Source organism: Algoriphagus aestuariicola, assembly GCF_017254835.1.
Taxonomy (GTDB): domain Bacteria; phylum Bacteroidota; class Bacteroidia; order Cytophagales; family Cyclobacteriaceae; genus Algoriphagus; species Algoriphagus aestuariicola.
In genome coordinates, this window is the sequence record NZ_JAFKCW010000006.1 from 73,590 (window position 1) to 88,283 (window position 14,694).

Consider the following 14,694-nt stretch of genomic DNA (forward strand, 5'->3'; position numbering starts at 1 on the left):
ATTTTACCTAAAATCCCTCGAAGGAAACAATTCCCCTTGGAAAGCCTTCACTTGTTTTTTGGAGTTTTCTTCCAACATCTTTTTGGATACCCGAGGCTGGACGGTGCCTAGGTCTCGGGCTTCTGCATCGAGATTCATCAGCGAAGTCAGGTTGTGGCAGGTGTGCACTACGACATGGATGACTTCGCCTTCGATCTGGACTTTGCCGGTCACCATGAATAGTTTCGACTGGACGATGACCTTACGGTATTTTTCAAAGGTCTTAGCCCAGATCACCAGATTGGCAAAGCCTGTTTCGTCCTCGATCGTGACGAAGAGTACCCCTTTGGCAGTGCCGGGACGCTGTCGCACGGTGATCAGTCCGCAGACTTTGGCAGACCAGCCATTTTTAAGGTCCTTCAGTCTGGCGGTCGGGAGGACGCCGAGCTGGTCGAGGTGGGGACGGGCAAAGCTGACCGGGTGGGCTTTCAGAGACAAAGTCGTGGAAGAATAGTCCCGCATGACGTGTTCCATGGGGGAGATGCTGGGCAAGACAATTTGAGCTTTAGTAGGGTCTTCTGCGGGTTGATCCTCGAAAATTCCAGTGAATCGACCCTGCAGTGCCGAAACTTCCCAAAGCGCTTGTCTTCGGTCAAATCCCATGGAACGAAAAGCATCAGCGTCCGCAAGTTTTTCCATGGCTGCTTGGGAAATCCCGGTATTGGCCAAGTCAATGATGCGAGTGAAAGGTTGGAGTCTGGCCGCGGAGAGGCGCTGGGCATCTTCTTCGGAAAAACCTTTGATCTGACGAAAACCAAGTCGTAGCGCATGCCATTTCTCTGAAGTTTTCTCCAGGGTATTATCCCAAAAGGAATGGTTGATGTCGATGGGCCTTACCTCTACGCCATGCTTGCGAGCATCGCTCACGATCTGTGCTGGCTGGTAGAAGCCCATAGGTTGACTGTTGAGCAAGGAAGCGGCAAAGATGTCGGGATAGTAGCATTTAATCCAAGAGGAGATGTACACCAGCAGGGCAAAGCTGGCAGCGTGGCTTTCCGGAAAACCATAGCTCCCAAAGCCTTCCAACTGGCGGAATACCCGCTTGGCAAAGTCTTCGGTGTAGCCTTTGGCCATCATGCCGCTGACCAGTTTTTCCTCCCATTGGCTCACCAGTCCTTTGGCTTTGAAAGTAGCCATGCTGCGGCGGAGCCCGTCGGCTTCAGCAGGTGTAAAGCCCGCTGCCACAATGGCGATTTCCATCGCTTGCTCCTGAAAAAGAGGCACGCCAAGTGTTCTGCCTAGAATCTCTTCCAGCTCCCTCGAAGGATATTCGACTGGCTCTTCTCCATTTCGTCTTTTGAGATAGGGATGTACCATGTCCCCCTGAATCGGACCCGGACGAACGATGGCTACTTCGATGACCAGGTCGTAGAAGCTATTGGGTCGAAGTCTGGGTAGCATGGACATCTGTGCCCGGCTTTCAATCTGGAATACGCCCAAGGTATCCGCATGACAGATCATCTCATAGACCTTCTCATCTTCTTGAGGAATATTGGCCAGTGTCAGCTCAAGTCCATAATGTTGACGGGCGAGGTCAAACCCCTTGCGGATGCAGGTCAGCATGCCGAGGGCAAGCACGTCGACTTTCAGAAATCCGAGCGCATCCACGTCGTCTTTGTTCCACTCAATGCAGGTGCGGTTTTCCATGCGGGCATTGAGGATTGGGCAGAGGTCGGAGAGTTTGTTTTGGGTGATGACAAAGCCCCCGGTATGCTGCCCGAGCTGTCGGGGAAAGCCGATGTATTGCCCTGTTAGTTCCAAGACCTTCAGGAGGTGGCTGTCTCGGGAATCAAAGCCTTCAGGTGAAGGTTTGTCGCCTTGATACCAGTCTTCGGTAAGCTCGTAGCTGGTTTTGGAAAGCCGGTCGATGGTGTCAACTGTCAGTCCCATGGCTTTCCCCACATCCCGGATCGCACCTTTCCAATGCACTTGAGTGACGGTGGCCACTATGCCGGCGCGGTCTCGCCCGTATTTTTCGTAGATGTACTGCATCACTTCCTCCCGGCGCTCGTGCTCGAAGTCAACGTCAATATCCGGCGGCTCGTCCCGGGCATCCGACATGAAGCGGGCAAAGAGCAGTTTGAACTTGGAAGGGTCGACGGAAGTGATGCCGAGACAATAGCAAACTACGGAATTGGCGGCAGAGCCTCGACCTTGGCAGAGGATTTCTTTTTCACGGGCAAAGCGGACAAAGTCATAGACGGTGAGAAAGTAGGAAGCGTAGTTTTTACGCTCCATGAAATCGAGTTCGTAGGTGATTGTTTCCCTGATTTTCTCCGGGATGATTTCTCCAAAATGGGCTTTGGCACCCTCCCAAGTTAAGCGAACCAACTCCTCTTGCGGCGTTCTTCCCTCAGACACAATTTCCTCCGGATAGATATAGGTCAATTGGTCGAGGGAGAAATTGCAGGCATTGGCGATCTCCTGTGTGCATTCGATAGCTTCGGGATATTCCCTGAATAGACGAGTCATTTCCTGTTGGGATTTGAGATGACGCTCGGCATTGGGGTGGAGGCGAAAGCCCGCATTGAGGATGGTGCATTTCTCACGTATGCAGGTGAGGACATCTTGGAGTTCCCTTCTTTCCGGAGCATGGTAGTGCACATCATTGGTGGCGACCATCGGGATGTGAAGTTTGGAGGAAAGTTGGGAAAGCTGAAAAAGCCGCTTCTGGTCTGCTCCACTATAGGAGAAACTTGCCCCTAAATAAAGCTTGCTTCCAAGTGTCTCCCGGTATTCCTTCAGTGCGGAAGTAAAGTATTCCGGAAAGGAAAAGTCCGGTTGAAGCAGCTCAGGTGGCAAGGCGATGAATTTGTTGTTTGCGGCATGCTCAAACACATCCTTTTTGTAAAGATGGCATTCCCCTTTTTCTGCACGGAGATTACCCAGAGTGAGTAGGGCAGAGAGCTGGCTGTAGCTCGTCTGATCGGTTGGATAAGCGAGCAGACTGGGCCCATCCAGAAGGTCCAAGCGACAAGCTGGGATAAAGCGAATGGCCTTGCCGCGAGCCGCTGCATGCGCCCGGACGATGCCAGCCAATGTGTTGCGGTCGGTAATGGCAAGACATTGATAGCCCAATTTGACAGCCTGATCGATCAGCTCCTCAGGATGGGAACCTCCCCGGAGAAAGGTGAAGTTGGACGTGACTTGTAGCTCGATGTAGTCCATGATGTTTTTCTACTGCTTCTACTTTTACCACAGAGGGCGAGAGAAAATGGAGGGTTTAATTTTTAAGTTCAATTGTCTTGCTTCTCCAGAAGCTGGACGTTTTTTTAATTCGTTACGGCTCTCCGCCTTGCGAGAGCAGTTTTCTCGCGGAGGCGCTAGGCGAGAAGTTTTTCTCCCATTGCTCTGAAACTTCATGATAGATTTTTCCATCTAAGCGAAAAAACCATGGATAAACCATTGCGGATTTTCTTTGCCATACAGGCCCAGCCGGAATAGCCAGTAGCGCTTTCCATGTTCATCCTCGATCACATAGTAATCCCGTGGGGGGCCGGATTGCTGCCACCATTCCTGCTCGATGCGTTCGGGTCCGTCTGCCTTTGCCACGCGGAGGATCTCTCCCCGATAGCGAAAGTGCAAAGGAGGATAGTCAGGCAAGGGTACCATCACATCGATCCGCTCAGGAAGAGAGAGCAAGTGTAGTGGTCGAGCCCGTTCCGTTGTCCATTCGGTACTCGGTTTGTCTTCTAGGGAATGGGCCTCACGGATGGAGTGTTCCGGCCAGTGTTGTTCCTGTGGCAAATAGCGATGGATGGTTTTCGGGCCCATCTTGCCGGCCATTTTGTCAAGAAGCTCTGATAGGGCAGTGACGTCATTTTCGTTTTTTTGCCAAAGCGACTCTTGAGTCTCGCTGATTTTCTCTACCAGCAATGCCTCGATCTCAAAGAGTTCAATGCCCAGATCTGGTTCGATATTGGGGATTTTGAGCTCAAATAGGCGAAAGAGGTGCTTGGGATTGTAAGATGGCAGGTGGGTGCCAATGGAGATTTCTTCGACTTTGCCGTCTAGGCGATGCCCGCGGAAGATCCCTTTTCGCATTCCTTTCTTTTCCTTGGAGAGTCTTTTGCAAATAGTATTCAAGAGCTCTTCCAGTGCAATCTTGATCCCCGGCGCAGTACGAATCGGATCCATGCAAGGTAGCCGTTCCAAATAGGGTTCTTGAGGAGTGATCGGCTCCAGAGGCTCATGGCCTGTGCCCAAGGCCTGCTCCAATCGGACAAGAATTCCTTCGCCAAAGCGCTTGCGGAGCGTCGGTATGGGGATGTCGATGAATTGCCCGATCTGGCGAAATCCCAGTTTTTCCATTCTTTCCAATGTAGCTGCGTCAAGCCGCAAAGCTGCCGGGGGAAGTGTCTGTAGGGCGTTTCGCTGCTTGTCTCTCGCGGTGATACTTGACGTTTTGTGGTGCCTGGCCATTCCCCAGGCGGTGCCAATGGTGTCGGCTATCGCTGCGCGGTTATGGTATCCTTTGCTGCGGAGGGTAGTGGTGAGATCTCGGAGGTAGGACTCCTCTCCTCCCCAGAGATGTGGACAGCCCGAAATCTCCAGAACAAGTCCATCGGGAGGGTCGATGGCCGCCACTGGGGTGTAGCAAAGGCACCATTCAGCCAAATTCCTGAGCAATTTTTCTCCCCGCCCGGGCTTTTCGGGAAAAATCAACAGATCAGGTTTCAAAGCCCGCGCATCAGCGACAGCCATGCCGGGACGTATGCCAAGCTTGACAGCGTAGAGGCTGGATGCCGTGATCGTCATCCTCCCACGCTGCGGAGAGGCAAAGACGAACGCTTGATCCCGAAGAGCTGGCTTTCTGATCGCTAGTCGATCGGTATGAAGGAATGGAAACCAAAGGGAAAGGAATCGCTTAGGCATAGTGCTGATCTCGGGAAAGGTGGATTTGCTTGCGGGACTCTAGCGGAGTGAGCGGCAGGAATCGGCCGTCCTTCCATTCCATTTTCCATTCGCCAGGTCTGCCATTTCGTACTTTGAGTAGGGCGACGTTCCAAGTTGCAAAACCTACCCCGGGCATTCCTCCCGGCAAATTACTGCCCAGCGAAACGATTTTCCATCGAGTTGTACAGGCCAAGGCATGTTGTTGCTTGGGATTGTGGCGATGTAGCAGCCCGGTTACTTTGCTTTGCTCTACCGCCAGCTGCAGACGTTGGGACTCGATAAAACTGAGCTCCTGCAGCTCGCCCACCACGGCGGAAAGTGTACTGCATTTGAGTCCCAGCTCCATGGCCCAGAGCACGTCTTTTTCCTTTTTCAGATCAATGAAAATCACTCGGTCGGGTTCGATTCCGAAGCGTTTTAATCCAGGGGGGAAAATGCTGCGCCGATTGCTGATCCATAAGCAAAATCCTCCTTTGCTGACCATGGATGACAGTAGTCCAGAGATGAATCCGTTGGTGGATGCCGCATCGGCGGGATGAAGGCTGATGAATTCGTGTACGGTGCCTAACGGAAAACTTCCTCCTGGGAAAGAGGATTCGATCGGGCCTAGTCCAAGGGGAGCAGAAGGCGGTTTTGAGGAGGAACTGAAGCCTTCCAATTCCATAATCTTGGCTTTGAGCTGGCGTATGGATTCATTTTTGTCTCCTAATGTTTTCATCCTTTCTCCAGTTTATCTATATTTGACACTAATCATGTCAAAATGTTGACTCTAATAATACCAAAATGCTATGGCAAAGTCAAAGAATTTCTTTGCGGAAAACCTGAGATTTCTCCGAGAGAGACGCAAGATGACACAGCAGGAGCTGGCTGACAGGTTGGGTGCAACCCGGTCCAAAGTCAATGCGCTTGAGTCGGGTCAGACCAAGTCTCCTGTGATGGATGATCTTTTGAGTGTATCGGAACTCTTTGGGATCAGTATAGACAGTCTGATCCGTGTGGAGTTGGGAAAGCTGGGGGAGCTGAAGCTGCGGGAGCTGGAGGCGGGAAATGATGTCTACATTCGTGGGGGCAACCTTCGTGTGCTGGCTATCAGCGTGGACAGGGACAATAATGAGAACGTGGAATACGTGCCCGTTAAGGCCAAGGCAGGCTATCGTGCGGGCTACAATGACCCGGAGTTTATTGCCGCTTTGCCCAAATACTCCCTGCCCAATCTGCCCGGAAGCGGGACATTTCGAATTTTTCCAACGACAGGAGACTCGATGGAGCCGATACCCGAGGGAAGCGACGTGATCGCGCAGTATGTCGCGGACTGGACGGAGCTCAAGCCGGACACGCCTTGCGTAGTTATCTTAAAGGAAGGTCAGGATTTTGTGTTCAAGCTGGTGACTCTAGGGCAGGATGGGAGAATTTTGCTGAAATCTCTCAATCCGCTTTTTGATCCATATACTGTACCGGTGGAGGAAGTGCTGGAGATATGGGCTTTTTATGCCTACACCAGCCGGGAGATACCCGAGCAGGAAGCCGATATACGCCAGCTGATGCGGATGATGGCCAAGATGCAGACGGAGATTGGGGAGTTGCGGAAGATGTCTGGTTCTGGATGATCTTGTGGTGGTGGAATAGCCTCAATAATGGCATTGTCAGCTTGCAATAGACCGCTTTTTGTTTCTATCTTTCTAGACAATCGATAAACCCATGAAATCGAGCGTGATGTAAGCGTCGTAAGGGATGATTACAATCCATGCGAGATTCCATATGGCCATTAAAAAAAAATCATGATCATATGAATATCAAACTCTCAGAAAGCGAAAAGGCTCCTCTTCAATCAATCGAGGATTGGGAAGATGACCTATTGACCCGATATCCAGAGCCTAAGGATAAGCAGGCAAAAGCCAAAGACGACTACCGAAACTACCACGACTCCGAGCGGGTGGATACGGTCAGGGAGTTTTATAAGCTCAACCATACTTACCAGACCTATGATTTTGTGAAAGAAAAGGAAGGCGAGTTTTTAAAGTTTGAGAAAAAGGAAATGCCCTTCTGGGATGCGGTCAGCTTCCTCAATACCTTGGTGGACGATTCTGATCCCGACACCAATCTCGATCAATTACAGCACTTGCTGCAAACCTCCGAGGCGATCCGTGCGGATGGTCATCCCGATTGGTTTGTGTTGACTGGCTTTATCCATGATTTGGGGAAAGTACTTTGCCTATTTGGCGAACCGCAATGGGCGGTCGTAGGAGATACTTTTCCGGTAGGATGTCAGTATTCAGATCGCATTGTCTATCCCGAATTTTTCAATCTGAATCCCGATACCGAAGACGGTCGGTACAATACCAAATACGGGGTGTACTCTCATCACTGCGGGCTGGATCAGGTGAAGATGTCTTGGGGGCATGACGAATACCTCTATCAAATGGTGAAGAATTACATGCCTGAGCCAGCGCTTTACATGATCCGCTACCATTCTTTCTATGCTCAGCATCGGGAAAATGCCTACGACCATCTCCTCAGTGACCATGACCGGGAGATGTTCAAGTGGGTGGACAAGTTCAATCCGTACGATCTTTATTCTAAAGTTCCCGTACCACCGGATGCGAAGGCCTTGAAGCCTTACTACGAGGATCTTGTGGCCAAATATCTTCCGGCGACGCTGAGATTTTAAGAGCCACCGACCCAGGGGGGATAGGCAGCTATCCCCTTTCTTTTTTATTTCTTACAAACCCAAATACATTTCATGCTTACCGCCATTTCCTTTGTGGGATTCACGCTATTTGTTGCTTTGTTTTCCTGGTACAAACTGAGAAAAGAAAATCTCCGATCCCGTGATGGCTACTTCCTGGGAGGCAGGAGTCTGACAGGAGGGGTGATCGCCGGATCTATGCTGCTGACCAATATCTCCACAGAGCATCTGATCGGGATGAACGGGTCCGCTTACAAAAACGGCATGATCATCATAGCCTGGGAGGTGACTTCGGCTATTGCTTTGGTGATCGCCGCGCTATACTTTTTGCCGATCTATCTGAGGCTGGGACTCGCGACCATCCCCCAATACTTGGCGATCCGCTACGACGATACCACCAAGACCATAGTGTCTCTGCTCTTGATGCTTTCCTTCGTATTCACGCTGCTGCCCATCGTACTCTACACAGGAGCGATCAATCTGGAGAGCATCTTCGATGTTTCCGAGGTATTTCATATCACCAAGACGCAGGGGATTTGGCTCACTGTCATTACCATAGGAGTCATCGGTTCGGTCTATGCCATCCTCGGAGGCTTGAAGGCGGTGGCCTACTCCGATATGATCAATGCTGTTGGGCTGATGATTGGAGGCTTGCTGGTGCCGATTTTTGCTCTTTGGGATATAGGATCGGGTGATGTGGCGGCTGGTATGGGCAAGGTCTATGAGGCCATTCCGGACAAGTTCAACGTCATCGGTGCAGAGGATTCCGCCCTTCCGTTCAGTACACTTTTCACCGGTTTGATGATCAACCAGCTGTATTTCTGGGGTATGAACCAGACCATTATCCAGCGTGCCTTGGGTGCCAAGAATATGGCAGAAGCGCAGAAAGGATTGCTGTATACTGGGATTTTCAAAATCCTCATCCCTTTGATCATCGTCTTGCCAGGAGTAATTGCCTTCTACTACTATGGTGAGCAGTACTACTCGGACCAGGATTACATCTATCCTGTTTTGGTGAAAAAGGTGCTTCCTCTGAGCTTGATTGGTTTTTTTGCAGCTGTGGTTTTGGGGGCGGTTCTCAGTACATTCAACTCTGTTCTGAATTCTGCATCTACGATCTTTAGCTTGGATATTTACAAAAAGATCATCCAGCCTAGCGCCTCAGACAGCAAGCTAGTCAAGGTCGGAAAGTTGAGCTCACTGATCCTCGCGGTGGTCTCCATCCTGATCGCCCCGATGGTCGCCAATGCTCCCGAGGGGCTATATCAACTCATGCAGCAGCTCAACGGGATCTTTTTTATCCCCATAGCTTCCGTATTGATCGCAGGTTTTTTCATTCCCAAAGTTTCCGCCGCAGGAGCAAAAGCAGGTTTGCTGGTCGGCTTTGTGTTTTATCTGGTCACGACATTTTGGATTGCGGTCGACATCCACTTTATCCATATTTGGGGCATAGAGTTCCTGCTCAATCTGGCTGTGATGTATCTGGTAAGTATGAGGTATCCTTCACAGTCTCCTGTCATCTCCACCCAAGGGCCACTCAATCTGCAGGAATGGAAGTATGCCAAGCCGCTGTCTTTGGCACTTTGTCTGGTGACGGTGCTGATCTATTGGTGGCTGGGGAGGTGAGGTTTAAATAGTTTGCCAAGAAAAGCAAAAACCCCTTCAAAATCGCTTCTGAAGGGGTTTTCTGTACCCAGGGCCGGAGTCGAACCGGCACGAGTGTAACCTCATTGGTGTTTGAGACCAACGCGTCTACCGATTCCGCCACCTGGGCATGGTACGCGCCTGATCAGATCAGACTTGTGTTTCCGTTCCTTGCCGAACGGGCTGCAAATATGAAAACATTTTATTTTTCTTCCAACTTGCTCAAGGTACTTCCAATGTTTTTTTTGAGCTGAAAGCTTTGGGTTTGGCTGAGAAAAGCGTCTTAGTAGCTTTCCAGACGGATTTAAATAGCTCAGAATCACGATACTGATCGAGTGCTTCCTCGCTTTCCCAGTGGCTATAGGTGGTGAAAATATTTTTTTCTAAAACATCCTGCCATAGCTCCAGATGCTTGCAGCCCGGAAAATGGCGGATAGAGTTTTTGTGAGTCTCGAAATTCGCCAGAAACTCAGCGACCGCATCCGGTCTAAAAGTCATACGGACGATCCTGACTAGCATTACCCTCCGAAGTGAATGTAGACGACACTGTCCTGCTTCAGTCCCAATAGTTTTCCCGCATCTCCATGGTTGATGCCGATCTCTAGGATGTCGAGGCTGTTGAAAAATGCAAAGGGATCTCCGGCCTCCACTTGATCGTATCCGTTCTGAAGCTTGTTTACAGATTCGCGCCCAAACTGGATGTTGAATTTCCCGGGGTTAAGCTTTTCGAATACTTCCCTGTGGATGTTGGTCAATAGATTGCCGTATCGGTCGATGCGGATCACATGTCCGATGATATGCTCTCGGGTCGCTTTGGCCTGACGGGACATCAGTTTGCGGAAATTAGCCAATGGGCCTCCAAAGTCATGGATAGCGGCCCCGCTCGCCACCTTGGCAACAATTGGGGCTAGAATATCGCGGGTTGGAAAAGTGGTATCCTTTACATGAATGTCAGCGAACTGCACGAGGATTCCCGGATCTTGATCTGCCAGCAGGCTGAGGATCCCGTTGTTTGGTCCCACAAAAATATGTTCCTCCAGCTTTACTCCGATATAGCCGTGGGTCATGGCGCCTACGGTGTTGATGCCGACGAGATGGACGGTTCCCTTGGGAAATTCCCGGAAGGTGGATCGAAGGATGAAAGCCGCATGTTCGATATCGTATGGAGCAACGCTGTGGGAAATGTCGATGATATTCAGCTGTGGGTTGATCGAGAGCATCTTGGCCTTCACGGCCGGTACGTAGTAGTCTTTGTCCCCAAAGTCAGAGAGGAATGTCACCAATGCCATACAAGCAAGTCTATTAAAATTGTGTAATTTTGTTTGAGGGGGGGCGAACAAAAATAGAAATTTTATTCTTTAGCCTTCTAGGTTAACCTAAATCAAAAAACAAGTTTGGTCGAAAAAGTAATCACCTTAGAGAACGTGCCTCTGGCGGAATTTTTGGGCGCCGGCAATGAAAATATTCGGCAGATTGCCCAGGCTTTTCCCCAGAGCAAGATCGTGTCGCGAGGCAACGAAATCCGCATTCAAGGAGGCGCACCAGAGATTTTGCGGATCAATGACCTGATCAATCTCCTGCTGGAGCACTTCGATCGCTTTGGTCACCTCACTCCCGAAAACGTCAAAGACTACCTCGACATCGAGGGGATACCCTTTGAGGAAGCTAGTCGCGACCAGGTGATCGTCTTTGGTAACAAGGGTCTGGTCATCAAGCCCAAGTCAGCCAATCAGCGTAAGCTCGTCGAGGCAGCCATGAGCAATGACCTTGTTTTTGCGCTCGGGCCTGCTGGTACAGGCAAAACTTACATAGCGGTCGCCCTTGCAGTGCGCGCTTTGAAAAACCGGGAAGTCAAACGCATCATCATCACCCGGCCTGCAGTGGAAGCAGGAGAAAATCTCGGCTTTCTACCTGGAGACTTGCAAGAAAAACTCGATCCATACCTCCGTCCTATCTACGATGCGCTACAGGACATGGTACCGCCAGAGAAGCTCAAATATTATCAGGAGACGAGGGTGATCGAGATAGCGCCATTGGCCTACATGAGAGGGCGTACGCTGCATGATGCTTTTGTGCTTCTGGACGAGGCACAGAATACCACCAGCGAGCAAATCAAGATGTTTCTCACCCGGATGGGCCCTAACTCCAAGGTGATCATTACCGGAGACCAAACTCAGGTGGATCTGCCGGTCAGGCAAAAATCAGGCTTGGCAGAAGCACTCAAAATCCTCAAAAATGTAAAAGGAATCGGGGTGGTCAGCCTCAGCGGCAAAGATGTCATCAGGCATAAGCTGGTCAAGGCGATCATCGAAGCCTACGAAAAAGACCAAGAAGATAGAGATCAGCAGCGCTATGAAGCCAACAGTAGAAAAGGTAACGGATAAAAAGACTCTCGAAGAGGTTTTCGCAATTCGCGAGATGGTGTTTGTCGTGGAGCAGGAGGTGGATCGCGCTGAGGAATACGATGAGTTCGAGGATACTTCGACGCATTTTCTTGCGCGTTTGGAGGGTAGGCCGGTGGGCACGGCACGTTGGAGGTTTACCAAAAACGGAGTGAAGATGGAGCGGTTTGCGGTATTGAAAGATGCACGTGGGAAAGGTGTGGGCCAGGCGCTGGTTGCCGCGGTTTTGGAGGACGTGAATTCAACTCCCGATGCCGAAGGGAAGGTCAAATACCTTCATGCCCAATTGACGGCTGTGCCGCTTTATTCCAAATTCGGCTTTGAGAAAGTCGGTGAAATGTTCGAAGAGTGCAACATCAAGCACTACAAGATGGAGTTGGCTTAATCCTTGCCGTAAGCCAGCCATTCAACTAATCCAACTATGAGAAAACATATCCTTTCCGCTTTTTTTGTTGTAGGACTTGCCCTTTCAGCATTCAGTCAGCAGGTCATTTCTTCTTCAGGAACCAATAATCCAAACATCGGCGCCTTTGACAATGAAATCAAACTGAACTTTCTAAACCTCATCGTCTTGGGTTCATTTGAAGTGGGCTATGAGCGATTTCTGAGCGATAGCCACTCCTTGGATTTCCAGCTTCACATCAACGACCGCTTCGGCTACAATTCCCAGAAAGATGGCAAAAACTACAAAACCAATTCAATTCAGTCCGGGATGAATTTCTACTTTGGAAATAATCCCAATGGGAGATTTTACGTCTATCCATTTCTGAAATTCAGATTTGGGGATTTTGAGGATCCATCTCCAGGTGCTGTCTCCACTACCGATATGACGGCATTTATTCTGGGGGCTGGATTTGGGTACAAATGGGAAGTTTCCGAGCACTTTGCTTTCGGACCCTATGCGAGTGTTGCCCGCAATTTCAGTGAGGTGGTATCCGACAAGTTCACCGCCATTGAACCCAATGCGGGATTTAGCTTGGGTTATAGATTTTAACTTTCTGTGAAAGATAACGCAAGAGCCCTTCGGGGCTCTTTTTTTTGCACAGATTTTTCTAACTTAAGTTTTTAATTTTTTAGCGATGAGATTTGCCGATTTTCCATTTTTGAGGTATCTGCCGTTCCTGGTTTTGGGCGTCCTGCTCTCCCAAGACAGTCCCTTGATTCCGGTGGCACCCTTGGCAAGCTTGATCGGGATTTTTTGGGTACTTTATGCCTATTTGATCTTTGCGAAAAGGAAGGTGTCAAAACTGGTTCCGGCCGCATTGGCCTATGGGATGCTATTTCTCTTGGGAGTGTTGCTTTCTGAAAACCAGAAAATTCGGAGGGGGGAGTCTGTGGATATAAAATTGGGCGAGTGTGACTTCTATCTTGCCAGAGTTGAAAAATACGATGTCCCCAAGCCAAACTCTCTGGAAAATCTAGTGGAAGTGATACAGATCAAGGATAGCACGGGCTGGATTTCTTCCAAAGGAAAAGTGTTGGTCTATCACCGAGGTGCCGATCCCCTGATCCCTGGCCAGGTGATTTTGGTGAAAAAGTGCCCAGAGCCCATTCCCCCACCGCTTTTTCCCAACGAATTTGACTACAGCAGCTTCCTTGCCAGAAAAGACATCCATTTCCGACACTTTATTGGAAATGATTTTCGGATAGTGGACTCTACAGCGCAGGGAGCGCCTCGTTTTTGGTTGCAGCGGACTAGGAAGCAGCTGGCGGCAGTGATCGATGAGCTCGTGCCCAATCCTGAATCGAGACAGATCGCCGTTGCTTTGCTACTGGGCCAAAAGGAAACGCTGGATCGGGAGATACGCGAAGCCTATGCCAAGACGGGGACGATGCATATCTTGGCGGTATCGGGATTGCATGTCGGGATTATCTATGCGATTCTACTTTTCCCTCTAAAGGGCATCCGTACAAAGGCCAGAAGCAGGAAGCTATATCTGATTTTAGTGATTCTTTTGATCTGGCTCTACGCGGTTTTGACGGGTTTTTCGCCCTCGGTGGTCCGGGCTGCGACCATGTTTTCGCTTTTGACAGCTGGGCAAATGAGGGAACGAAAGCCCTCTTCCTGGAATATTCTCGCTTTCTCGGCCCTGATCATTATTTCAATGGATCCGGCAGTCATTTTCGAAGTGGGATTCCAACTTTCCTACCTAGCCGTAGCTGGGATTTTGCTCCTGCAGCCCATTATTTTGAAATGGTGGCTGCCGCCCAATAGGATCTTGGAATATTTTTGGCAGATCACTGCGGTGAGCTTGGCCGCCCAATTGGCGACCTTTCCACTATCAATTCTCTACTTCCATATTTTTCCGAGCTACTTCCTGATCGCCAATCTGGTCATCATTCCGCTCTCTTTTGTGGTGATGAATGCAGGGATCGTGATGCTTGCACTCAGTTGGGTCCCTTGGCTGGGAAAGGTGCTGGGGCTGTCGGTGAGTGGACTGATCTGGCTTCAAAACTGGTTCACACGGGTCGTCCAGGATTTGCCTGGTGGCAATCTCGAGCGCCTGACGATTACTTTTTGGGGGATGCTGCTGATATGGGTGTTGTTGTTTGTGTGGGCAAACTGGGAATGGGGCGATAGAAAGAGTTTGATCTATCTTGCGCTTGTGCTCTTTCTGCTGTGGTCCGGAGATCGCTTGATGCGGGAAGTGTCGCGCCCACCGGCTGAGCTGCTGGTATTTTCAGGGGAAAAAGGTGTCCTGTTGGACTTCAGGGCCGGCGGGCAGCACTTCTCCTGGAACGAAAATTTGCCGCCCGAACAGATCAGCTTTTCCATCGATCCCAATCGGATTGCGGCGCATCGTCCACAGCTTCCCGAGTCTGCACTGGCTGTGCGGGAAGGCAAGGTGCTTTCCTTTCCCCTGTTTGGCTACCAGTTTGAGGCGGGCAGAAACAAGTTTCTCTGGGGTGGGAGAAGGCCACTGCTAATCGAGCGGGTTTTGCCAGATGGATCTTGTGAGCCGCTTCCCATAGACTCCCTTATAGCAAACAATGGCGCTTTTCGGGTAGTTTTCTGACGGCTTGCTT

Annotated in this window: 12 protein-coding genes and 1 tRNA gene; 7 read left to right on the forward strand and 6 right to left on the reverse strand. The window is 50.3% G+C overall.

Annotated elements, in window-relative coordinates:
* Positions 1-3: 3 nt before the first annotated feature.
* The 3 genes from J0A67_RS21625 to J0A67_RS21635 form a co-directional block, all read right to left on the reverse strand.
* Positions 4-3,207, reverse strand: coding sequence for an error-prone DNA polymerase (locus tag J0A67_RS21625; protein ID WP_206571482.1), 3,204 nt, complete (start codon positions 3,205-3,207; stop codon positions 4-6).
* Positions 3,208-3,417: 210 nt separating this feature from the next.
* Positions 3,418-4,914, reverse strand: coding sequence for a Y-family DNA polymerase (locus J0A67_RS21630; protein WP_206571483.1), 1,497 nt, complete (start codon positions 4,912-4,914; stop codon positions 3,418-3,420).
* Positions 4,907-5,653, reverse strand: a complete 747-nt coding sequence (locus tag J0A67_RS21635; RefSeq protein WP_206571484.1) for an ImuA family protein — start codon at positions 5,651-5,653, stop codon at positions 4,907-4,909. Before J0A67_RS21635 ends, J0A67_RS21630 begins: the two co-directional genes overlap by 8 nt.
* 70 nt (positions 5,654-5,723) lie before the next feature.
* On the opposite strand from J0A67_RS21635, the gene J0A67_RS21640 reads away from it, so the two are divergent.
* From J0A67_RS21640 to J0A67_RS21650, 3 genes are all read left to right on the forward strand, one after another.
* A complete protein-coding gene (locus tag J0A67_RS21640; protein ID WP_206571485.1) occupies positions 5,724-6,542 on the forward strand; it encodes an XRE family transcriptional regulator in 819 nt (272 codons plus the stop codon).
* Positions 6,543-6,721: 179 nt separating this feature from the next.
* Entirely contained in the window at positions 6,722-7,603 is an 882-nt protein-coding gene (locus J0A67_RS21645; RefSeq protein WP_206571486.1) for an inositol oxygenase family protein, read from the forward strand.
* Between the two features lie 72 nt (positions 7,604-7,675).
* The gene (locus J0A67_RS21650; protein ID WP_206571487.1) at positions 7,676-9,247 is read left to right on the forward strand and encodes a solute:sodium symporter family transporter; all 1,572 of its coding nucleotides are present in this window, start codon (positions 7,676-7,678) and stop codon (positions 9,245-9,247) included.
* Positions 9,248-9,311: 64 nt separating this feature from the next.
* On the opposite strand, the gene J0A67_RS21655 is transcribed toward J0A67_RS21650, so the two are convergent.
* The 3 genes from J0A67_RS21655 to J0A67_RS21665 form a co-directional block, all read right to left on the reverse strand.
* A tRNA-Leu gene (locus J0A67_RS21655) sits at positions 9,312-9,395 on the reverse strand.
* A gap of 92 nt (positions 9,396-9,487) precedes the next feature.
* Positions 9,488-9,784, reverse strand: coding sequence for a putative quinol monooxygenase (locus tag J0A67_RS21660; RefSeq protein WP_206571488.1), 297 nt, complete (start codon positions 9,782-9,784; stop codon positions 9,488-9,490).
* Positions 9,784-10,554, reverse strand: a complete 771-nt coding sequence (locus J0A67_RS21665; protein ID WP_206571489.1) for an SAM hydrolase/SAM-dependent halogenase family protein — start codon at positions 10,552-10,554, stop codon at positions 9,784-9,786. Before J0A67_RS21665 ends, J0A67_RS21660 begins: the two co-directional genes overlap by 1 nt.
* Positions 10,555-10,659: 105 nt before the next feature.
* On the opposite strand from J0A67_RS21665, the gene J0A67_RS21670 reads away from it, so the two are divergent.
* The 4 genes from J0A67_RS21670 (at position 10,660) to J0A67_RS21685 (ending at position 14,684) form a co-directional block, all read left to right on the forward strand.
* Positions 10,660-11,649: a PhoH family protein gene (locus J0A67_RS21670; RefSeq protein WP_206571490.1), complete on the forward strand. Its 990-nt coding sequence runs from the start codon at positions 10,660-10,662 to the stop codon at positions 11,647-11,649.
* Positions 11,618-12,052 (forward strand): GNAT family N-acetyltransferase, encoded by a 435-nt coding sequence (locus tag J0A67_RS21675; RefSeq protein ID WP_206571491.1) that lies wholly within the window; start codon positions 11,618-11,620, stop codon positions 12,050-12,052. Before J0A67_RS21670 ends, J0A67_RS21675 begins: the two co-directional genes overlap by 32 nt.
* A gap of 36 nt (positions 12,053-12,088) precedes the next feature.
* Positions 12,089-12,661: a DUF3575 domain-containing protein gene (locus tag J0A67_RS21680; RefSeq protein ID WP_206571492.1), complete on the forward strand. Its 573-nt coding sequence runs from the start codon at positions 12,089-12,091 to the stop codon at positions 12,659-12,661.
* Between the two features lie 85 nt (positions 12,662-12,746).
* The gene (locus J0A67_RS21685; RefSeq protein WP_206571493.1) at positions 12,747-14,684 is read left to right on the forward strand and encodes a ComEC/Rec2 family competence protein; all 1,938 of its coding nucleotides are present in this window, start codon (positions 12,747-12,749) and stop codon (positions 14,682-14,684) included.
* Positions 14,685-14,694 lie beyond the last annotated feature (10 nt).

Excerpts from the sequence above, each read along its gene's own strand:
- J0A67_RS21625 (WP_206571482.1), bottom strand. The coding sequence starts at position 3,207 with ATGGACTACATCGAGCTACAAGTCACGTCCAACTTCACCTTTCTCCGG.
- J0A67_RS21630 (WP_206571483.1), bottom strand. The coding sequence starts at position 4,914 with ATGCCTAAGCGATTCCTTTCCCTTTGGTTTCCATTCCTTCATACCGAT.
- J0A67_RS21635 (WP_206571484.1), bottom strand. The coding sequence starts at position 5,653 with ATGAAAACATTAGGAGACAAAAATGAATCCATACGCCAGCTCAAAGCC.
- J0A67_RS21640 (WP_206571485.1), top strand. The coding sequence starts at position 5,724 with ATGGCAAAGTCAAAGAATTTCTTTGCGGAAAACCTGAGATTTCTCCGA.
- J0A67_RS21645 (WP_206571486.1), top strand. The coding sequence starts at position 6,722 with ATGAATATCAAACTCTCAGAAAGCGAAAAGGCTCCTCTTCAATCAATC.
- J0A67_RS21650 (WP_206571487.1), top strand. The coding sequence starts at position 7,676 with ATGCTTACCGCCATTTCCTTTGTGGGATTCACGCTATTTGTTGCTTTG.
- J0A67_RS21660 (WP_206571488.1), bottom strand. The coding sequence starts at position 9,784 with ATGCTAGTCAGGATCGTCCGTATGACTTTTAGACCGGATGCGGTCGCT.
- J0A67_RS21665 (WP_206571489.1), bottom strand. The coding sequence starts at position 10,554 with ATGGCATTGGTGACATTCCTCTCTGACTTTGGGGACAAAGACTACTAC.
- J0A67_RS21675 (WP_206571491.1), top strand. The coding sequence starts at position 11,618 with ATGAAGCCAACAGTAGAAAAGGTAACGGATAAAAAGACTCTCGAAGAG.
- J0A67_RS21680 (WP_206571492.1), top strand. The coding sequence starts at position 12,089 with ATGAGAAAACATATCCTTTCCGCTTTTTTTGTTGTAGGACTTGCCCTT.
- J0A67_RS21685 (WP_206571493.1), top strand. The coding sequence starts at position 12,747 with ATGAGATTTGCCGATTTTCCATTTTTGAGGTATCTGCCGTTCCTGGTT.